The organism is Microbacterium sp. ZW T5_56 (genome assembly GCF_044987425.1).
Taxonomy (GTDB): domain Bacteria; phylum Actinomycetota; class Actinomycetes; order Actinomycetales; family Microbacteriaceae; genus Microbacterium.
This window is the reverse complement of the sequence record NZ_JBJDRI010000002.1, coordinates 83,862-103,877: the sequence shown is the minus strand read 5'-3', so window position 1 is coordinate 103,877 and position 20,016 is coordinate 83,862. Positions and strand designations below refer to the sequence as shown.

Below are 20,016 nucleotides of genomic sequence, written 5' to 3'. Positions count from 1 at the left end.
CGTGAGCGCAGTGCTGGTGATCAACAGCGGATCCAGCTCGTTCAAGTACGAGCTTCTCGAGATGGACGGTGAGCGCGTTCTCGCGAGCGGCCTGGTCGAGCGCATCGGAGAGGCGAGCGGCGCGATCCATCACACGGTCCACGCACCGGTCGGCGGCATCCAGGTGGCGATGCAGAAGGCGACCTACGACACCGTCGTCCCGATCCCCGACCACACCACCGGCTTCGCTCTCATGCTCGAGGCCTTCGACGAGCATGGTCCGCTGCTCGCCGAGAACCCGCCCACGGCGGTGGGGCACCGGGTGGTCCACGGCGGCGCGCGATTCTTCGAGCCGACCGTGATCACGCCGCTGGTCGAGATCAACATCGACGATCTGTCCACGCTCGCCCCGCTGCACAATCCCGGAGCCGTGGAGGGCATCATCGCCGCGAAGAAGGCCTTTGCCGACGTTCCGCACGTCGCGGTGTTCGACACGGCCTTCCACCAGACGCTCGAGCCCGCAGCTTTCACGTACGCCATTGATACCGAAGTAGCGCACCGACACCGCATCCGCCGCTACGGCTTCCACGGCACCAGCCACAAGTACGTGAGTGAGACGGCCGCGTCCTTCCTCGGCAGAGCCAACACCGAGCTGAAGCAGATCGTCTTCCACCTCGGCAATGGCGCCTCCGTCACGGCGATCGACGGCGGTCGAAGCGTCGACACGTCGATGGGGTTCACGCCGCTGGAGGGTCTCGTGATGGGGACGCGCTCGGGCGACCTGGATCCTGCCGTCCTCTTCCAGCTCGCGCGTCGTGCCGAGATGAGCACGGACGACCTGGATCGGCTGCTGAACAAGCAGTCCGGACTTCTCGGCCTCGCCGGCGTCTCGGACATGCGTGACGTGCTGGACGGCCGCGAACACGGAGATGACCGCGCCACCCTCGCCTTCGACGTCTATGTCCATCGCCTCAAGCACTACCTCGGTGCCTATCTCGCCATCCTCGGCGGGGTCGACGTGATCTCCTTCACCGCAGGCGTCGGGGAGAACGCTGCCGCCGTGCGCGCCGCGACCCTTGCGGGGGCCGACTGGGCGGGCATCGAACTGGATCCGCAGCGCAACTCCACACGCTCCGCTGGGCCTCGCGTGATCTCCACCGACGCGTCCCGAGTGACGGTGCTCGTCGTGCCCACGAATGAGGAGCTGGAGATCGCCCGCCAGACGCTGCAGGCCATCGCCAGTTGAGACGTGCGACCGGATCGGTCCTCTGGCGTTTCCTGAAGGGTGCAGTGTGATCACAGTTTGAGCGGCGTCGGCACCGGGGATGTGTCGACCCGGCAAACATGTGAGTAGGCTGTGAAAGCTTTCCCCGGAGGGGCGGGGGGAGTAGCCCGAGGGGGGCGGAAAGCGAGTGACGTCCATGACGCCTGACGACCGTGTTGAGTTCGATCCGAATACGCTGAACCCGAGCCCACCAGATCCGGGTTTGTCCCGGCCGGTGACAGGCTCGGAGGGCTCATCGCAGAACACCTCACCGCCCTCGACTCCACCCGCCCGGGAGGAGACCACGGCATGGAGCGGGATCGCCGCGTCGACACCGGGCCTGAGCGTGCCGACGTCCCTACGGGCGTTTTCGTCGGACGCAACGGTTCCGCCGCACGAGGGCGCGGTCCAGCCGGTCGTGTTTCCGCAGGAGTATGTGGCACCCGGTTTGGTGTCGGATGGTGCGGTGTCTCGGGGCGACGTGCCACCGCATGCGAATGGGCAGGGTGCGATGCCTGCGGGAACCGTGCTGCCCGGCGTGGCGCCGGCGGGAATCGTGCCGCCGAGAGCTCCCGGACCGTTCGGGCTCGAGATGCGCGATGCCGTGACGTCGTCCGCAATTCTGGGCACCCTCCTCAAGCTGGCCGCGGTCGTCGCGCCGGCTGCGGTGAGTGCGCTGGCTGTCTGCATCGTCCTCACGATCCAGGAATCCAACCTGCACCTGGCATCCGCGGGTGTTGTTGGTGTACCGCTTTTCCTCACCGCGCTCTTCGCGACGTTGGGAGGCGGAGTCGAGGTGTCGGCCACTGCCTCTCTTGAGCTGTTCGGCGGTTTGTCCGGAACCGGTGTCAGCGCAGTGAACATTGTGAGTCTGTCCACCCTGGTCGGTGCAGCCGCCGGGGTGTGGTGGGTCGCGCGGCGGACCGCTGCAAGAGAGCCGTCTGCCGCCCGCACGGTCCTCTCCGCGCTCGGACGGTCGCTTGTCGAGGCCGGTGCGATTGCGCTCGTGATCGCGATCACGAGCGCCCTTGCTCGGCTCGGTCTCCAGACCGGTACCGACCTGGGGTTTTCACTGGTGGTTCAGCCGTACGTGCTGAGCGCCGCGGCATGGGCTTTCGTGATCGTCGCCGCCGCGGCCTTCCTGGGCCGTGTGGGCGTGATCGGATCGCGCGTTCGTCCGGGGTGGCTTGCGCCCCTTCGTGAGGTGCTGACCTACCTCGTCGTCACCCATGCCCCGCTCGCGCTGCTGAGCGTGATCCTGGTGTTCCTCGGAGCCGCTCGTGCCGACGCCGACGGCATGTGGCTGCTGTGGATCCCCTACGGACTCAACGTCACCGGCCTGCTGTTCGACGCTGTTCAGATGTCGGGCATCAGCACGACGGGCGTGACGAACTGGTCGGGGAGCGCTGTGACGTCGTCGTCGACGCACCTCTGGGACCTGGTCGGTGGCTGGGCCGCGCTCATCATCGCCGTGTTCGTGCTGTTGCTGATCTGGCTGGCCGTGTTCATCGGCGTTCGTCGTCCGCGCACCGGTCGTGTGGTCGTGGCCCGCGCCTGGCAGCTCCCTGTGGCGATGTTCGCGGTGGCTCTGGCTGCTGCAGCGCTGTTGTCGGCCTCCATCTCGGTGAATGTTGTCATCGACGCCAACGGCGTGCTCGCACCCTCATGGGAGGCGCCCTTCCTGGTGTTCGTCTTCGCGGCGGTCGTCTCACTCTTGGCTGAGGTGACCCCGTCATTCCTCTTCTCGCTCAGCCCCGCCCTGCTGCGCACGCTGGGCGGCGGTCAGGCCGTGGACACATGGCTGGGAGCAGCACCGGCTGTTGCTGGGGCCGGCGCCCCGTTCGCCGTGCCGGTCATGGCGAACGGCATGCAGGATTCCGACCCAGCGGCACCGGGGTGGTCCGCTACCCCCTCGCACATGACCATGCCGATGACGGCCTCGGCACCCATGTCAGCGGAGGCCGGCGTCGCCGTGCCCGCCCCGGTACAGCCGATGAAGCCGAGCACCAAGCGCGCGATCCTCGTCTGGACCATCTCGCTCGCCGGAGTGGGCGCCATGATCGGCGCGGGCTTCGTCGCGGTCGGTATCCTCAACGCGCAGCGCGATCCGGCGGTGGAGGTGCGCGCCTACTTGTCCGCCATCGCGAACGGTGACGCGGATCGGGCGACCGCACTTCTCGATCCCGGTCTGCGAAACGATGCGCGCGGGCTGCTGACGAACGTGGCCTTCGCGGGCGACTCGATGCGCATCGTCGTCAACGACGTGACGGTACAGGATCGCTCGGATTCGGGAGCGTCGGTCGTGGCGAACTACTCGCTGGACGGCGAGAGCTTCACCCACTCGTTCCGCGTCGCCCCCGGCCCCAAGGAGTTCCTGGTGCTCGACACGTGGAAGCTCGACGGATCACCGCTCCTGGCACCGGTGCGATTCTCGATGGACGAGAGTATCGCGCAGATCCGAGTGGGCGACGTCTCCATCGATCCGCACCAGAAAGCGAGCGACGCGACCGGTGTGGCGTTCTACGCCTACCCCGGGGTGTACGCGCTCACCTATGAGGACGATTCACCGTACTTCGCCACGGAAGGCGACGCAGAACTGCGTGTCACGGACAGCGGCGGGGAAGCATCTGCAGGAGTATCCGAGACGTCGGCAGTGCGCGACAAGGTCCTCGAAGTCGTACAGGCAGCCGCGACCGCCTGCGTCACGGTGCCGACGAACATGAACGACGAGTGCCCCTACGCGCTGCGCCAAACCGACCTCAGTGCGCTCAGCCTCACCGAGATGGCGACCGGGTTCGAGGACATCGGCGACGGCCGGTTCCAGACCGAGCAGTTCACCATCTCGACGACGGGGAAGGGAACCACCTGGAACCCGGACCCGACACCGCGCACCTCGACGTTCGCCTTCACCGGGCAGTACGCGATCGTGGATGGCGAGCTGGAGATCACGCGTATCAGCACCTGGTGATCGCGCCCGGAGGCCACGGCACGACGGTCATGCCGTGGCTTCCGGTCCGTGTGCAGTGGAACGGTTCCACACCATAACCTGGGCCGAGTGCGCGCAGGGTGCGCGTCAACCCGTCCGATTCGGAGGAGCAGTGGCCGAACTGCCCACTGGTGCAGCTGTTGACCTGACCGCCTACGACGCCGTGTTGTTCGATCTTGACGGGGTGCTGACGCCCACCGCCGAGGTGCACATGCACGCGTGGCAGAGCATGTTCGACACCCTCTTCGACGAGTGGGACATCACGCCTCCGTACACGTCCGAGGACTACTTCCAATACGTCGACGGCAAGAAGCGCTACGACGGTGTCGCCTCGCTGCTGCGATCGCGCGATGTCGAGGTGCCGTGGGGCGATCCGTCCGATCCGGTCACTGCCGACACCGTGTGTGGGATCGGCAACCGCAAGAACGTCGTCTTCACGCGGGTGCTGCGCGAGGAGGGCATCGAGCCGTACGCCGGCTCCCTCGCTCTCGTCGACGCCCTCGTGGCTCGCGGAGTCCCGCTCGCAGTGGTCTCCAGCTCCAAGAACGCCGTCGAGGTTCTCGACGCCGCGAACATCGCCGATCGGTTCGCCGTCGTGGTTGATGGCGTGGTCGCCGAGCGCGATGGACTGCCCTCCAAGCCCGCGCCGGATGTGTTTCTGCGCGGTGCCGCCGACCTCGGTGTGGCGCCCTCGCGTGCTGTCGCCGTGGAGGATGCCATCAGCGGTGTCGAATCCGCTGCGGCCGGTGGCTTCGCCCTGGTCATCGGCGTCGATCGCGGAGTCGGTGCGGACGCTCTGCGTGCCGCCGGCGCGAACGTCGTTGTCAGCGACCTCGCCGACCTCCTCTTCTGAACCCCATCCGATCCCTCTCGTTCCTGAAAGCAGACATGCTCGATCGCGATCGCTTCCCCGTCGACCCCTGGCGTCTCGTCGAGACCCGTGTGAATGCGGAGGACAAGGGCCTCACCGAGACCCTCTTCTCCGTCGGCAATGGCTACCTCGGCCTGCGCGGAAACCATCCGGAAGGACGCGACGCGCACGAGCACGGCACGTTCGTCAACGGATTCCACGAGACCTGGCCCATCCGTCATGCCGAGCAGGCGTACGGATTCGCCGAGGTCGGTCAGACCATCGTCAACGCGCCGGACGCGAAGATCATGCGCGTCTACGTCGACGATGAGCCGCTGGTGCTGGAGACCTCCGAGCTGTTGGAGTATCGCCGCGAGCTCGACATGCAGGCCGGTGTGCTGCGCCGACACCTGCTCTGGCGCACGCCTGCGGGCAAGAAGGTGCGCGTCAACCTGGAGCGTCTGGTCTCGTTCACGGATCGACACCTGACGCTGCAGCGGCTGTCGGTGAGCGTCGACACCGACGCGCCCGTCGCCATCAGCAGCCAGGTCGTGAACCGCCAGGACGGTGAGGACGTGTTCGGCGGAGCCGCGCCCGCTCACGGACACGGCACCGCGAAGTTCGACCCCCGAAAAACTGAGCGCATCAGCAACCGCGTGCTGCAGCCGCAGGAGTTCTGGGAGGACGGTGATCGCTCCGCGCTGTCATACCGGGTGACCAACTCCGGCATGACGCTCGCCGTCGTCGCCGATCACGAGATCGCCACCGCCAACGACTTCAACACCCGCAGTCTCGTCGAGGGCGATATCGCCAAGACCGTCTACCGGGTGCAGGCACGCGCGGGCGTTCCCGTCACGGTGACCAAGACGGTGGCGTATCACTCGTCGGAGATCGCGCCCGCACGTGAGCTGGTCGATCGCGGGCGCCGGACGCTGGACCGGGTGCGCGCGGGAGGTGCCGACGCGGTCTTCACCGCTCAGCGCACGTTCCTGGACGCGTTCTGGAAGCGCTCCGATGTTCGCATCTCGGGCGACGACGAGGTGCAGCAGGCTGTGCGCTGGGATCTCTTCCAACTGGCGCAGGCCTCAGCTCGTGCGGACGCCCAGGGGGTTCCCGCGAAGGGCCTCACGGGGTCCGGCTACAGCGGCCACTACTTCTGGGACACCGAGGTGTACGTCCTGCCGTTCCTCACCTACACGTCTCCCGACTGGGCCCGCAACGCCCTGCGGATGCGCGCGCTGATGCTGCCGGCAGCGCGCCGTCGCGCGGCGGCGCTGAACGAGGCGGGTGCTCTGTTCCCGTGGCGCACCATCAACGGCGAGGAGGCATCGGCCTACTACGCAGCCGGCACCGCGCAGTACCACATCAACGCCGACGTCGCCTTCGCGGTGGCTAAGTATGTGCGCGCCACGGGAGATGTCGAGTTCCTGCATCGCGAGGGAGCGGACATCGTCGTCGAGACAGCTCGTATGTGGTCGACCCTCGGATTCTGGCGCGAGAACGGCGATCACACCTTCCACATCCACGGCGTCACCGGCCCTGACGAGTACACCACGGTGGTCAACGACAATCTGTTCACGAACGTGATGGCGCGCTTCAACCTCGCCTATGCGGCGAGCGTGGTGCGCGAGATGGCCGTGGCTGCACCCGAGGCGTACCGCACGCTGGCGGATCGCGTGGGGCTGGAGCCCGGTGAAGCGGACGCCTGGCAGTCCGCCGCGGACGCCATGCACATCCCGTTCAACGACCACCTCGGCATCCACCCGCAGGATGCGCTGTTCCTGGATCGCGAGGTGTGGGATCTCGACAACACACCGGCGTCGCAGCGCCCCCTCCTGCTGCATTTCCACCCGCTGGTGATCTATCGGTTCCAAGTGCTGAAGCAGGCCGATGTGGTCCTGGCGCTGTTCCTGCAGGGAGATCAGTTCTCGGCCACGCAGAAGCTCGCCGACTTCGACTACTACGACCCGCTGACCACGGGGGACTCGACGCTGTCCGCGGTGGTGCAGTCGATCCTCGCAGCCGAGGTCGGCTATCGCGACCTGGCGATGGAGTACTTCCTCCACGCCCTGAACGTGGACCTCGCCGACCTGCACCACAACACGGCGGACGGCGCGCACATCGCCTCGGCCGGTGGTGTGTGGACCGCGCTCGTGTCGGGCTTCGGCGGCATGCGTGATCACGGCGGACAGCTGTCGTTCGATCCTCGCCTGCCGGCGGCGTGGCCCGAGCTGGCGTTCCCGCTGGACTGGCACGGATCGCAGCTTCTCGTGTCGGTAGCGCCGTCCGAGCTGCGCGTGAGCGTCGAGTCCGGCGAGGCGGTGGAGTTCACCGTCCGCGGCGTGGCCTATACCGCTGCGGTGGGCGCTGACGCGGTCGTCGCCCTGGCGGATCAGGGGCCCGTGCTGCAGGGACGGCCGACGATCAGCGATGTCGCGCGCGGTCGTCGTGAAGACGGCAGCTACATCACGGCAAGCATCCCTCCCACGGGAGTCATCGACGTCGCCGCAGAGTAAGCGGACGTACGCACGGGGCGGGCCAGGTGATCTGGTCCGCCCCGTGTGTTGTTTCTCGTCCGGCTTTGGGGAGTGTGGCTGTGCGGGGTGGCGGTGGGGGAGTGCGGCGAAAACATGAGTATGCGGCCGGTGGATGAGAGATCCGGCCAATCGCTCATGTTTTCGGCGCCTGTTCATGGATTCGGGCCAGTGGCGTCGGTGGGTGAGCTAGATCCCGGACTCAATGTCGGTGCCCTCCCGTAGGCTGGAGGGGTGACCACAGCCCTGTACCGCCGCTACCGTCCGGAGACGTTCGCCGAGATGATCGGGCAGTCGCAGGTCACCGATCCGCTGATGACCGCGCTGCGTGCCGATCGCATCGGACACGCCTATCTTTTCTCGGGTCCCCGTGGATGCGGAAAGACCACGTCAGCGCGTATTCTGGCGCGCTGTCTGAACTGCGCCGCCGGCCCCACGGACACGCCCTGCGGCGTGTGCGACAGCTGCGTTGAGCTGTCGCGGAGCGGCAGCGGGTCCCTCGATGTCGTCGAGATCGACGCGGCCAGCCACAACGGTGTCGACGATGCGCGCGACCTGCGCGAGCGCGCCGTGTTCGCACCGGCCCGAGACCGCTTCAAGATCTTCATCCTCGACGAGGCGCACATGGTCACGCAGCAGGGCTTCAACGCCATGCTGAAGCTGGTGGAGGAGCCTCCGCCGCACGTGAAGTTCATCTTCGCCACCACGGAGCCGGAGAAGGTTCTGGGCACCATTCGCTCGCGCACCCACCACTATCCGTTCCGCCTCGTGCCGCCTGCCGCCATGCTCGACTACGTCGGCAGTCTCTGCGTGCAGGAAGGCGTGTCGGTTGAGCCCGGCGTGCTGCCGCTCGTGGTTCGCGCCGGCGGCGGATCCCCGCGAGACACTCTGTCGCTGCTGGACCAACTGATCGCGGGATCCGAGAACGACAGCGTCGCCTACGAGCGTGCCGTCGCGCTGCTCGGCTACACGCACAGCGAACTGCTGGATGCTGTGGTCGATGCGTTTGCTGCTGACGATGCTGCCGCCGCATTCGCCGCCGTGGACCGCGTGGTCCAGACCGGTCAGGATCCGCGGCGCTTCGTCGACGATCTGCTGGAGCGACTCCGCGACCTCATCATCATCGCTGCGGCTGGAGCCGGAGCCACCGCTGTGCTCCGGGGCGTTCCCGCCGACGAGCTGGAGCACATGGCCCGGCAGGCGGCGGCGACCGGAGGAGCTCGCCTGTCACGAACGGCGGACCTCGTGTCTACCGCGCTCGACGACATGACCGGCGCCACCTCGCCGCGTCTGCACCTGGAGCTGCTCGTCGCGCGTGTGCTCGCGGGCACGGGCGCCATCGACGGCGCCGTCCCCGTGGCGCCGGGCGCCCTCGCGGCTGGAGCTGCGGCACCCGCTGCTGCACCTGCGCCTGCTGCTGCGCCGACGACATCTGCGCCGGCTATGTCTGCATCGGCGGCACCGGGGGCACCCGCTTCGGCGGCGCCGACGGCACCCGCTGCGGCCGCACCTGCTGCTGCGCCGACCGCATCTGCGCCGATTGCACCTACGTCTGCTGCTGCCACGTCCGTTCCTGCTGCCTCGCGACCGTCCACAGCGCCCGCCGCTTCGCAGACAGAGGCATCGCCGGGCACCGCGGCGTCGGCCGATGTCGCCTCGATTCCTCCCACGTCTCAGCCCGCATCCGTGCCAGCGCCGCAGGAGGCGCCGGCAGCATCGACCGCGGTGTCGAGTCCTGCCGAGTCCGCAGTGCCAGTGTCCACGGTCTCGGGGGCGGTGACTGCGGGAGCCGGCCCGGAGCCGGAAGCTCCGTCCGACACCGATCCCAGCACCACATCGACCTCGGCAGGCCGAGATGCCATGCCGTCCACTCACGACGATGAGGCCGTGCGGGCAGAGGCTCCGAAACCTCAGCCTGACGACGCCGCGACTGGTGACGCACCTGACGCCGACCGCGCTGTCGATGATGAACCGATGTTTGCGATGGATCTGGAGTCAGCAGGGGCAGAGCCGACCGCCGGAGCGGATGCGGCCGTGCCCGCAGCGGACGGTCAGACAGCGCCGAATGCAGACTTGCCCGAGGGCGACGCCAGTGTTGCCGACGAAACGACTCGCGGCGCGGCGGAGCAGGCGACCATTCATTCAGCGGCCGAGGAAACCGCTGGCGCTGCCGGCGACCCAGCGGTCGAGACGGCCGCCAGTGCTGCTGTCGGTCCTGCCGAGGACGCGGCCGTCGGTGCAGCTCCCGACGGGGATGCGCCGATCGGCGCCCAGCGAATGAAGGATGCCTGGCTCGAGATCCTCCAGCGGCTGGAAGCGATCAACCGTGCGTCGTGGCTTGTCGCCAGCGACGCGCGCGTGCTGGCGTTCGAGGGAGACGTGCTCACGCTCGGCTTCCAGAGTCAGGCGGATGTCGCGGCCTTCAAGAAGCTCAACGCCGGAGCGGGACCGAGCGAGGATCTCCGCACGGCGATCATCGATGTGCTCGGTGTGCGGGTGAAATACCTCGCGCGACACGACCGTGCCGCGGCCCCGCTGCCCGGTGCACCCGAAGCCCCCGGGCCTGGGTGGCGCACGGACGCCCCGACGGCGACGGCACCGGCTGACGATGGCTGGTATCCGTCGGATGAAGCCCCGCCCGAGGAGGACGAGGCGCCCGAAGACAATGGACGACGCGGATCTGGATCGCGCGGCTCGCAGCGCACGAGCACACCAGACGCGGGTGCGCGCGGGGCGAGTGCGACGGGTGCGAGTAATTCGAGCGCACCCGGTGCCGACACGTCGGCGACCAACTCATCTGCGACCAACGCGCCGGGGGCGCCTGCGTCCGCGACGAATGCCTCGGCGACTGCTCCGTCGGCCCCTCCGCCCGCAGGTCGCCCTCCGCGATCAGTCTCATCGGCCGCGGCACCTGTCACTGACTGGGCTGTGGCCGCAATCCCCGGCGGCTCGACTCCGTTGTCCGTTCCCGCTGCGGCGGAGCCGACCCCCGCGGCACCAGAGCCGGAGCCCGACCCCGAGCCTGACCCGGTCGAGGAAGAACAGCGACCCACGGTCTCCTCTCGATCCATTGACATCGGTGACGGCCGCCAGCGCTACGGCGAGGCGGTCGTACGACAGGTGCTCGGCGCCACCTTCGTCCGTGAGGAACCCTACGAGCCGCCCACGAGGTTCGCCTGATGTACGACGGAATCGTTCAAGAGCTGATCGACGAGTTCGGCCGCCTGCCCGGGATCGGGCCGAAGTCCGCACAGCGGATCACCTTCCACATTCTGCAGACGCCGAGCTTCGACGTCTCCCGGCTGGCGGCGCTGCTTGTCGACATTCGGGAGAAGGTGCGCTTCTGCGAGGTGTGCGGCAATGTCTCGGAGCAGGAGCGGTGCGCCATCTGCCGTGACCCACGCCGCGACCCGAGCCTCATCTGCGTGGTGGAGGACGCGAAGGACGTCGCCGCAATCGAGCGCACCCGCGAGTACCGCGGTCTCTACCAGGTGCTCGGTGGCGCGATCAGCCCCATCGCCGGTGTCGGTCCCGACGATCTGCGTATCTCTCAGCTTCTCTCACGCCTCGCCGACGGCACCGTGCAGGAGGTGATCCTCGCCACCAACCCCAACCTCGAGGGTGAGGCGACCGCCGCATACCTCAGTCGGCTCCTCACCACGATGCAGATCTCGGTGACGCGACTCGCATCGGGCCTTCCCGTCGGTGGCGATCTCGAGTACGCCGACGAAGTCACTCTGGGGCGCGCCTTCGAGGGACGCCGTGCAGTCTGACGGCGCCACGACGACGCCCAGGGATCTCCAGTCATGACCGGCTTCACCCGCCGGGGGTGGTTGCTGTTCGCCGCATGGGGCTGCTGTGGGGGATCCCGTATCTGCTCATCAAGGTGGCTGTCGACTCCTTCTCGCCGCCCGCCATCGTCGCCGGACGCACCCTCATCGGTGCGCTTCTGCTTCTCCCGTTCGCGATCCGCTCAGGAGCACTGAAGCAGGCGGCGAAGAAGTGGCCGTGGGTGCTCGCCTTCGGACTCATCGAGATGGCTGGTCCGTTCCTTCTGCTCGGCCATGCGGAGCAGTCGCTGCCCTCAGGGCTCACCGGGCTTCTCGTCGCCACTCGGCGGTGGTGATCGAACGGCGTTGCGACCCGTGCGTATCCTTGGGCTCGTCCTCGGACTCGGCGGCGTCGCAGTGATCGTGCTCGGCCCTGGCGTCGGCGTGACGGGCGGCGGCCTCTTCGCCGTGGGCGAGGTGCTTCTGGTCGCGCTGCTCTACGCCATTGCGCCGTTCGTCATCGCGCGCAAGCTCGCCGATGTTCCCTCGATGGGATCGATCTGCCTCGCGTTGCTCATCGTGGGCATCGGCTATCTGCCCGCGGGGATCCTGACCACCCACACGGTGCCGTCCGTTCCCAGCGTGGTGAGCCTCGTTCTTCTCGGCGTGCTGTGTACGGCCGTCGCATTCCTCGTGTTCTTTGCGCTCATCGCCCAGGTCGGTCCCCTGAACGCGCCGCTGTTCACGTACATCAATCCCATCGTGGCCCTCGGGCTCGGCGTCCTCATCATGAGCGAGCCACTGGGACCGGGTCTCCTCCTGGGAGCTCCGATCGTTCTCGTGGGCTGCTGGCTGGCAGCCACCGGTGGACGCTTGCGGTCACGTCCTGTGTCGCCCGAAGCGGAGGACGCTACGCTCACGCCATGAAGCACAGCAGGCATCTGGGCTCCCTCTCCTTCTGTGAAGACGGCGACGAGTTCGTGGTGGACGCCGCCGTGACCATCGCCCAGCGGCCCGCTCCCGCGACGCTCGTGGTGGCCGATCCCGCCGCCTTCGACGAGGACGCGGTGACGCGGCTCGACGACGTGCTCGATCGGCTAGACCAGCACGACGCCTCGGCGCGCGAGCGCATCGCCGCGGATCTCGGAGACGACGGCACCACGGTTGCGGACTACTGGCGCTTCTTCCACGAGGAAGTTGAGGGCTGGCAGGATCGCACGCCGGGCGACTTCCTGGACGCGCTGGTCGTGGTTCGCGTTGGCATCTTCCCCGACGGGGCGTGGGCGACGGACTCCGTCCTCAGCATCGACTACGGCATCGAGGATCCGCAGACCGATCAGCTCCTGGTCGCGCGATTCCCGGACGGGCACACGCCCGTGATCGTCTGGGAGAGCTGACCGCGCGCTCTGCATGTCGATCAGGCGTCACATGGCAGAAGCAGCATGCAGCGCCTCGTAAACTGGTGTTTCAGTGAGCAGATCGCTCAACATTCTCAGGAGTTTCCCCATGGCGTTGATCGTGCAGAAGTACGGCGGATCCTCGGTCGCCGACGCGGAGAGCATCAAGCGGGTGGCCAAGCGGATCGTGGACACACGTCGTGCCGGACACGATGTCGTGGTCGCCGTGAGCGCGATGGGCGACACCACCGATGAGCTCCTCGACCTCGCGAATGCTGTGGCGCCGATCGCCGCACCCCGCGAGCTGGACATGCTGCTGAGCTCAGGCGAGCGCATCTCGATGGCCCTGCTCGCGATGGCGATCCACTCGATGGGCTTCGAAGCGCGTTCGTTCACGGGCAGCCAGGCCGGCATGATCACCGACGCGCATCACGGTGCGGCGCGCATCGTCGATGTCACCCCGGTGCGCCTGCGCGAAGCGCTGGATGAGGGCGCGATCGTCATCGTCGCCGGCTTCCAGGGCTTCAACCGCGACACCCGCGACATCACCACGCTCGGCCGGGGCGGGTCCGACACCACGGCCGTTGCACTCGCCGCAGCACTCGACGCCGATGTGTGCGAGATCTACAGCGACGTCGACGGCATCTTCACCGCCGACCCTCGCGTGGTCCCGCACGCCCGCAAGCTCGACACGGTCTCCAGCGAGGAGATGCTGGAGCTCGCGGCCAACGGCGCGAAGGTGCTGTACATCCGCGCCGTCGAGTACGCGCGTCGTCATGGCGTGCTGATCCACGCCCGCTCCTCGTTCTCATCGAACGAGGGAACCTACGTTCTTGGCGAGGGCATGAAGAGCCCGCGCGCAGCTGAGGGAGATGCAATGGAAGAGCCCGTCGTCGCTGGTGTCGCCACCGATCTGAGCCAGGCCAAGGTCACCGTCGTCGGTGTTCCTGATGTGCCCGGCAAGGCTGCCGACATCTTCACCATCGTCGCCAAATCGGGTGCCAACGTCGACATGATCGTGCAGAACGTGTCGGCTGCGAGCACCGGTCGCACGGACATCTCGTTCACGCTCCCGAAGGCCGATGCGGCTACCGCCATTCGCGCATTGCAGGCGGAAAAGGACGGCGTGGGATTTGAGAACCTGCTGCACGACGACCAGATCGGCAAGCTCTCCGTGGTCGGTGCCGGTATGCGCGTGCACTCCGGCGTCTCCGCAACCCTGTTCGAGGCGCTGAGCAAGGCGGGCGTGAACATCGAGATGATCTCCACCAGCGAGATTCGCATCTCCGTGGTGTTGCGTGCCTCCGACATCGCAGCGGCGGCCGCGGTCGTGCACTCGGCCTTTGGCCTTGACTCCGACGGTGAGGCGACGGTCTACGCCGGTACCGGTCGCTGACACCAGCACGTCAACACGAAGGTCCGAACCCGCCGGGTTCGGACCTTCGTGATTCGCGGGTGGGTGATCGTCACCCCACGGTGGTGACGTGCTGTGGGGGCGTGACACGACCGCGGATGAAGATCAGCAGGATCAGGCCGGCCACGATCACCGCGATATTTCCGAGGCCGGCGAAGGCGGCGACCGGGGTGTCAGCAGGATGGGTGCTCTGCAGGAAGATCGATGGATCGGTGCTCGCGTGCAGCAGGATCGGCCAGATGAGATTTCCCGTCACCCGCAGTGTCAGGTACATGCACAGGCCGAACGCGAACGTGTAGAGGAGCTGCACGACCGTCGGGAACAGTGCTTGCCCGGTGAGCAGATTGCCCGCGTGCATCGCTGCAAACAGGGCCGCTGAGACGACGGCGACGACGATCTCGCCGTAGCCGGCGCGTCGCATGAACTGCACCACGATGCCGCGGGTGAGGAACTCCTCCGCGAAACCGATGAACAGTCCCGCCACCAGCCACGCGAGTGCCAGCGTGAAGCCTGCATCGGCATAGTCGGTGGTGGCGAAGCGCAGAGCGTTGAACACGAGGACGATAGCCACGGCGATCCACATCCACCACCGGCCACCGATCGGCTGATGCCCGAAGAGCGTCCGCAACTGTCCCGTGGAGAGGGCGAACGCCACCAGGATGATGCCCCCGAGGGCGATCGGCAGGGCGGTGAATACCAGCACCACCATCGCCGGGTCGGTCACGGTCGCGAGGAGTGGCGCGAACAGTAAAGATCCGGCTTGGAACACCACGAAGTACGCGACGACTACGAGCGCGGACCGCCACCAGCCACCCCGCGCCCAGAATGTGCGCCAACGGGTGGTCTCGCGGTCATCGGTCATATCGTCATCTCCTGGGGTTGCGGTGTGGCCCATGCACATACCGTACGGGGTGATGATCACCCGGATCCAGTCGAAATACTGATCAAAGGAATCGTTCCACGAATTGACATGGAACGGACGGCGACTTTAGCTTCCCCACCACCGACCGGTATTGGGCCGGTCTCGGAGGAGGAGGCAATGATGCCGAACCGCTTTCCGCGGGTGATCGCGACACTGATCGCGACAACCGCCCTGGCGCTGGGGCTCAGCGTCGCAGCGCCCGCAACAGCCGCGCCATTCGTTGGTGCCGTACGTTCGTTCGACGCCGAGGCCGTGGGGGCAGCGCCTGCCGCCTGCACGGTTGTGGGTGATGCGACCGTCCAAGTCGCGGCCCTTGCCGGTGCGCCAGCGAGCAACCGTGCGGTGCGGCTGACCGACGCCAGCACGTCGGTGCACACTCGGATGACGTGCCCTGACGCGGCGTCCGCACAAAAGTCGGTGACGTTCCGGCTACTCGCTTCGCAGATGGACACGGGTGTCATCGTCTCACTCGGGGCATCGGCGTCCGATGCCCTCGGTGTCTGGCGGTTCTTCCTGTCCCGCTCCGGCGGTGACCTCGTGGTCAAGGCGTACAACGGATCGGCGTGGGTGACGCTGGGCACGGCTCCGGGCGTCGACCCGCTGGCGCGTTGGATCGAGGTCCGCATGGACGCGACCACGGCGAAAGCGACGATCGAGGTGGATCGCGTGCGCTTTCCCACCACGGTTCGCGCCAGCAGCGGTACCTCGCTCGGTGCGCTGATGATCGGCTCCGAGGGCACGGGACCGGTCGGACTGAACCTCTACATCGACGACCTCGGGATGGCATCGACCATCCCCGTGTTCCGGACGACCGTTGCGGCCACCGCCCCCGCGGGTTCGGCGATCCGATTCCCCGGAGCGGTGAAGCTCGCCGACGGCACTGTGGTGGCGTCATACTACGAGGCTCCCGCACACGCTGGTACCAACGGTGTGATCAAGCTGGTGCGCAGTGCCGACAATGGTGCGACCTGGTCCACGCCGGCGCTGGTGACTGACCCCGCACACGATCCGCGTGATCCCAAGCTGGCAGTTCTGGCGGACGGCACTCTGCTGCTCACCTACTTCTACACGCAGTGGGGCTCGCCCAACGTCCTGCACGGCACCTACGTCATGCGCAGCACCGACGGCGGAAGCACGTGGTCATCGCCGACGACGGTGTCCACGCAGATGAGCTGCGCCTGCGGTCCGGTGTCGGGTGGATACCCGCTCGGGTGGGCGGCGAACCATGGACCGATCGTTGAGCTAGCCAGCGGGGATCTGCTGATCCCCGCTCTACGGCACGTTGCCGGGGGATGCACGCCAGCGGGCCACCGTCGTGCGCAGCACTGACCAGGGCCTCACGTGGGACGCAGCGAACGAAGTGACCCTCGCGGTCGGCTCGGTAGCGTTCCAGGAGCCGAACCTCTCGGTGCTGCCATCGGGGGAGATCGTCGCCCTCATCCGGTCCACGTCGAGCCCGGTGCGCGCGTACCTCTCGCGCTCCTTCGACAACGGTGCCACCTGGTCCGCGGCCGCGATCACAGACATTCCGGCAGAGTCGCACTCTCAGACAGTGCTTTCTGATGGCAGCCTCCTGCTGACGTACGGCAATCCGGCGCGCACGGGACGACCCACCGAGGGTGTGATCATCGCTGACCCGTCCGCGAGCTGGAACGGACACGCCGTGCGCTCCACCCTGGTGTACGACGCAGGTAACGGCGATCAGGCGAATCCTTCGAACGTGGAACTCGCATCCGGAACGTTCCTGACGATGAGCTACGACGTGGTCGCTCGCACCCTGTCCGCGGTGTTCACGCAACGATCGGACTACGCGGGCTGATTCGCCGTGCGAACCGAAACCCCGGGGGATAGCCCCGGGGTTTCGGCGTTTTCGGCGATCTTCAACGAATTGCTTGACATGAAACGGCGCTCCACGTCAGGGTTCATCACATGGAACCGAATTCCACGTCGTATCACTCGCAGGGGCTCTCCCGGGGGCTGGCAGCGCTTCGAGCGCTGGGGGCAGCGCACCACCCCATGCCGCTGGCCGCGCTCGCCCGAGCGATCGATCTGCCCAAGCCGACGCTCCTTCGCCTGCTCGCCGTCATGGAACGTGAGGGGTTCGTGATGCGTGTGGGTCAGCCGCCCGCCTATGCCCTCGGGCCGAGCCTGTATGAGCTCACCGAGTCGCTGGCTCCGGTGGAGCTCGCCGAGATCGCGGCATCCGTCATGAAGGCGCTCGCCGACGACCTCGGATTTACCTCGAACCTCGGCATTCTGCAGGGTCGGGCCGTGCTGCACCTCGCCGTCGAGGAGCCGGCCCGCGCGCTGCGTATCGCCGCCGGAGGATTCCTCGACCACACCTATTGCACCGGCCTCGGCAAGATGCTGCTGTCGGTGCTCGACCCGCGGCAGGTGGACGATCACGTTCCCACCCGCGCACCCTACGAGAGCTTCACCGACTACACCCTCACCACCCGCGAGCAGCTTGACGCAGAGCTGGAGCGGATCCGCGCGCGGGGGGTCAGCATCGACGATCAGGAGCGTAACCGCGGCGTGCGGTGCATGGCGATTCTCGTGCCTGCGGAGGGCGAGACGGCGATCTCGCTGAGCGTATCGGGTCCGGCCGGTGAACTCTCCACCGACGACGAGGAACGGGTCCACCGCGCGCTCACCGAAGCGGCCGCAGAGATCGCATCGCTTCCGCGGCTCGGTGCCGCAATGCAGAACGTACGACGCAGATTGGCCATCGCATGATCATCGACATCCACACCCACTGCCACCTTCCGGAGCACTGGGGGACCGAGCACGAGGATCACTGGGAGGGGGCATACGGCGAGCCCTATCCGGTGGTCACCCCGCAGAGCTTTGACGAGGCGATGAGGGGAGTCGACGTCGCGGTCACCTTCGGGATGGCCGCCAGCCAGGCGGGCGTGCGCACACCGAACTCGTTCGTGGCGGACTTCGTCGCATCTGTCACGACGCCCACGATCGGGTTCGCGGCGATCGATCCCTCTGACCCGGACTGGCGTGAGCAGCTTGACGAGGCCGTCGAGTTGGGGCTGCAGGGCGTGAAGCTCTACCCGGTGCTCGCCCTGTTCGATCCGCTGTCGCCCGACTTTGACGACTTCTACCGCACGATGATCCGTCACGGTCTGGTGGTGCTGTGGCACATGGGTGCGACACCCAGTCCCGTCGGCAGCCTCGCTGTCAGCCAGCCCCTCGTCGTCGATGAGGTCGCCCGTCGACACCCTGATCTCGTCCAGGTGATGGCCCACATGGGACACCCGTGGCAGCGGGACACCAACGTGGTGTTGCGCAAGAACTCGCGCGTGTTCGCCGATGTGTCCGGCGTGCCCTCGCGCCCGATGGACGCCTACCTCGCCCTCGTTCACGCCCAGGAGTGGGGCACGGTGGACAAGCTTCTCTTCGGCTCGGACTACCCGCTGTGGACGCCGGAGGATGCGATCTCGCGGCTGCGACAGATCGCGTCGTTCCGGGCGGGCGACCTGCCGTTCGTGCAGGAGGAGAGCATCGACCAGATTGTGCACCGCGACACGCTCGCGCTGCTCGGACTGACCGTGAAGGAGCGATCATGACGACCCTCGATGCAAAGACCATGGCGGCCCGCGCCGCGGAGATCATCCCAGGAGGTGTGAACTCCGCCACGCGTGCGATCGGTGCGCCCTGGGTGTTCCGCTCGGCACATGGCGCGACCGTGACGGACGCCAACGGCACCGACTACATCGACTACCACGCGGCATTCGGCGCGATCCTGTTGGGGCACGGAGACGAGCGCGTCACTACGGCCGTCGAGGATGCGTCGCGCCGTCTGGGCCTCGTGGGACTGGGCATCACGGAGCTCGAACTCCAACTGGCCGAGCTCATTGTGGCGGCGATTCCCTCCGCGGAGATGACGATCACCACCATGAGTGGCTCCGAATCGGTGCTGCAGGCGGTGCGTCTGGCGCGAGGCTCGACCGGTCGCAGTCGCATCGTCAAGTTCCAGGGATGCTTCCACGGATCTTTCGACGCTGTGGCGCGGAACGTCATCTCCGCACCCTCCCGCGCCTACGGATGGGATCCGAACTCCTCGGGCATCCTCGACGACGCGCTGGAGAACACGCTGATCGCGGAGTTCAATGACCTCGACTCCGTGCGGGAGCTGTTCGCCCGCCACGGCGATGACATCGCCGCGGTCATCCTGGAGCCGGTGCCGCACAACGTGGGCGCGCTGCTGCCGGAACAGGAATTTCTGGAGGGCCTGCGTGACATCACTCGTCAGCACGGAGCGCTCTTGATCTTCGACGAGGTCATCACAGGGTTCCGGCACGCGCTCGGCGGGTACCAGGAGCTGTGCGGTGTGACGCCGGACCTCACCACATTCGGCAAGGCCATGGGCAACGGCTTCGCGGTTGCGGGCATGGCAGGCTCCCGTGAGGTGATGAGCAACTTCACCCCGGCGGGTGGATCGGTCATGCTCGCGGGAACGTTCAACGGCAATGCGGCGTCGATGGCGGCCGCCATCGCGACCATCGGCGTGCTGTCCGATCCGGAGGTCGACTTCTACGGGCACGTGCGAGCGCTGGGCGATCGGATGCGCGCCGGTATGCGACAGATCACCGCTGACCTCGGGGTTCCCGCGGTGGTCACCGGACTCGGATCCGTTTTCGTCACCTACTTCCTGGAGGGCGAGGTGCGCGGCTACCGCGACCTGATGCGCAACGACGACCACGCGTACGCGGAGTTTCATCGGCGCATGACTGAGCAAGGGTCACTGATGTACCCGATGGCGCTCAAGCGCAATCACATCTCGCTGGCGCATACCGAGGAGGACATCGACCGGACGCTGGAGAACGCGGCCAGCGTGCTGGCCGCGATGCAGCGCGACGGCGAGTTCGGTCGCGGAGGCGAGTGACCG

Annotated in this window: 16 protein-coding genes; 15 read left to right on the top strand and 1 reads right to left on the bottom strand. The window is 67.2% G+C overall.

Annotation, left to right across the window (positions count from 1 at the left end; all coding sequences use genetic code 11):
- Position 1 precedes the first annotated feature (1 nt).
- The 10 genes from ACI3KU_RS01865 (at position 2) to ACI3KU_RS01820 (ending at position 14,176) form a co-directional block, all read left to right on the top strand.
- Positions 2–1,225 carry an acetate/propionate family kinase gene (locus tag ACI3KU_RS01865; RefSeq protein ID WP_404920584.1) on the top strand — a complete coding sequence of 408 codons (1,224 nt, stop codon included), beginning with the start codon at positions 2–4 and terminating at the stop codon, positions 1,223–1,225.
- 529 nt (positions 1,226–1,754) lie between these two features.
- Positions 1,755–4,211, top strand: a complete 2,457-nt coding sequence (locus ACI3KU_RS01860; protein ID WP_404920583.1) for a hypothetical protein — start codon at positions 1,755–1,757, stop codon at positions 4,209–4,211.
- 130 nt (positions 4,212–4,341) lie between these two features.
- Positions 4,342–5,082, top strand: a complete 741-nt coding sequence (locus tag ACI3KU_RS01855) for an HAD family hydrolase (RefSeq protein WP_404920582.1) — start codon at positions 4,342–4,344, stop codon at positions 5,080–5,082.
- Positions 5,083–5,117: 35 nt separating this feature from the next.
- The gene (locus ACI3KU_RS01850) at positions 5,118–7,595 is read left to right on the top strand and encodes a glycoside hydrolase family 65 protein (RefSeq protein ID WP_404920581.1); all 2,478 of its coding nucleotides are present in this window, start codon (positions 5,118–5,120) and stop codon (positions 7,593–7,595) included.
- A gap of 252 nt (positions 7,596–7,847) precedes the next feature.
- The gene (locus ACI3KU_RS01845; protein ID WP_404920580.1) at positions 7,848–10,793 is read left to right on the top strand and encodes a DNA polymerase III subunit gamma and tau; all 2,946 of its coding nucleotides are present in this window, start codon (positions 7,848–7,850) and stop codon (positions 10,791–10,793) included.
- On the top strand, positions 10,793–11,386 hold the full coding sequence (gene recR / locus ACI3KU_RS01840; RefSeq protein ID WP_404920579.1) for a recombination mediator RecR: 594 nt from the start codon (positions 10,793–10,795) through the stop codon (positions 11,384–11,386). Before ACI3KU_RS01845 ends, recR begins: the two co-directional genes overlap by 1 nt.
- Positions 11,387–11,442: 56 nt before the next feature.
- The gene (locus ACI3KU_RS01835) at positions 11,443–11,739 is read left to right on the top strand and encodes an EamA family transporter (RefSeq protein ID WP_404920578.1); all 297 of its coding nucleotides are present in this window, start codon (positions 11,443–11,445) and stop codon (positions 11,737–11,739) included.
- A 19-nt stretch (positions 11,740–11,758) separates the two neighbouring features.
- On the top strand, positions 11,759–12,310 hold the full coding sequence (locus ACI3KU_RS01830) for an EamA family transporter (protein WP_404920577.1): 552 nt from the start codon (positions 11,759–11,761) through the stop codon (positions 12,308–12,310).
- Positions 12,307–12,780 carry a hypothetical protein gene (locus ACI3KU_RS01825; RefSeq protein ID WP_404920576.1) on the top strand — a complete coding sequence of 158 codons (474 nt, stop codon included), beginning with the start codon at positions 12,307–12,309 and terminating at the stop codon, positions 12,778–12,780. The genes ACI3KU_RS01830 and ACI3KU_RS01825 overlap by 4 nt, the downstream gene beginning before the upstream one ends.
- A gap of 109 nt (positions 12,781–12,889) precedes the next feature.
- Positions 12,890–14,176 (top strand): aspartate kinase, encoded by a 1,287-nt coding sequence (locus ACI3KU_RS01820; RefSeq protein WP_404920575.1) that lies wholly within the window; start codon positions 12,890–12,892, stop codon positions 14,174–14,176.
- Positions 14,177–14,246: 70 nt separating this feature from the next.
- Here the strand turns inward: ACI3KU_RS01820 and ACI3KU_RS01815 are convergent, their stop codons facing one another.
- Positions 14,247–15,089 carry a type II CAAX prenyl endopeptidase Rce1 family protein gene (locus tag ACI3KU_RS01815; RefSeq protein ID WP_404920574.1) on the bottom strand — a complete coding sequence of 281 codons (843 nt, stop codon included), beginning with the start codon at positions 15,087–15,089 and terminating at the stop codon, positions 14,247–14,249.
- Positions 15,090–15,233: 144 nt separating this feature from the next.
- Here ACI3KU_RS01815 and ACI3KU_RS01810 point away from each other — a divergent pair, with 144 nt between their 5' ends.
- From ACI3KU_RS01810 to ACI3KU_RS01790, 5 genes are all read left to right on the top strand, one after another.
- Positions 15,234–16,445, top strand: a complete 1,212-nt coding sequence (locus tag ACI3KU_RS01810) for a sialidase family protein (protein WP_404920573.1) — start codon at positions 15,234–15,236, stop codon at positions 16,443–16,445.
- A complete protein-coding gene (locus ACI3KU_RS01805; protein WP_404920572.1) occupies positions 16,432–16,935 on the top strand; it encodes a sialidase family protein in 504 nt (167 codons plus the stop codon). The genes ACI3KU_RS01810 and ACI3KU_RS01805 overlap by 14 nt, the downstream gene beginning before the upstream one ends.
- Positions 16,936–17,045: 110 nt before the next feature.
- Positions 17,046–17,852, top strand: coding sequence for an IclR family transcriptional regulator (locus tag ACI3KU_RS01800; protein WP_404920571.1), 807 nt, complete (start codon positions 17,046–17,048; stop codon positions 17,850–17,852).
- On the top strand, positions 17,849–18,694 hold the full coding sequence (locus tag ACI3KU_RS01795) for an amidohydrolase family protein (protein WP_404920570.1): 846 nt from the start codon (positions 17,849–17,851) through the stop codon (positions 18,692–18,694). The genes ACI3KU_RS01800 and ACI3KU_RS01795 overlap by 4 nt, the downstream gene beginning before the upstream one ends.
- Positions 18,691–20,013, top strand: a complete 1,323-nt coding sequence (locus ACI3KU_RS01790; protein WP_404920569.1) for an aspartate aminotransferase family protein — start codon at positions 18,691–18,693, stop codon at positions 20,011–20,013. The genes ACI3KU_RS01795 and ACI3KU_RS01790 overlap by 4 nt, the downstream gene beginning before the upstream one ends.
- The last annotated feature ends 3 nt before the right edge of the window (positions 20,014–20,016 follow it).

Coding starts and splice junctions, on each gene's coding strand:
- ACI3KU_RS01860 (WP_404920583.1), top strand. CDS start 1,755: ATGCCTGCGGGAACCGTGCTGCCCGGCGTGGCGCCGGCGGGAATCGTG.
- ACI3KU_RS01850 (WP_404920581.1), top strand. CDS start 5,118: ATGCTCGATCGCGATCGCTTCCCCGTCGACCCCTGGCGTCTCGTCGAG.
- recR (WP_404920579.1), top strand. CDS start 10,793: ATGTACGACGGAATCGTTCAAGAGCTGATCGACGAGTTCGGCCGCCTG.
- ACI3KU_RS01825 (WP_404920576.1), top strand. CDS start 12,307: ATGAAGCACAGCAGGCATCTGGGCTCCCTCTCCTTCTGTGAAGACGGC.
- ACI3KU_RS01820 (WP_404920575.1), top strand. CDS start 12,890: ATGGCGTTGATCGTGCAGAAGTACGGCGGATCCTCGGTCGCCGACGCG.
- ACI3KU_RS01815 (WP_404920574.1), bottom strand. CDS start 15,089: ATGGGCCACACCGCAACCCCAGGAGATGACGATATGACCGATGACCGC.
- ACI3KU_RS01810 (WP_404920573.1), top strand. CDS start 15,234: ATGATGCCGAACCGCTTTCCGCGGGTGATCGCGACACTGATCGCGACA.
- ACI3KU_RS01800 (WP_404920571.1), top strand. CDS start 17,046: ATGGAACCGAATTCCACGTCGTATCACTCGCAGGGGCTCTCCCGGGGG.
- ACI3KU_RS01795 (WP_404920570.1), top strand. CDS start 17,849: ATGATCATCGACATCCACACCCACTGCCACCTTCCGGAGCACTGGGGG.
- ACI3KU_RS01790 (WP_404920569.1), top strand. CDS start 18,691: ATGACGACCCTCGATGCAAAGACCATGGCGGCCCGCGCCGCGGAGATC.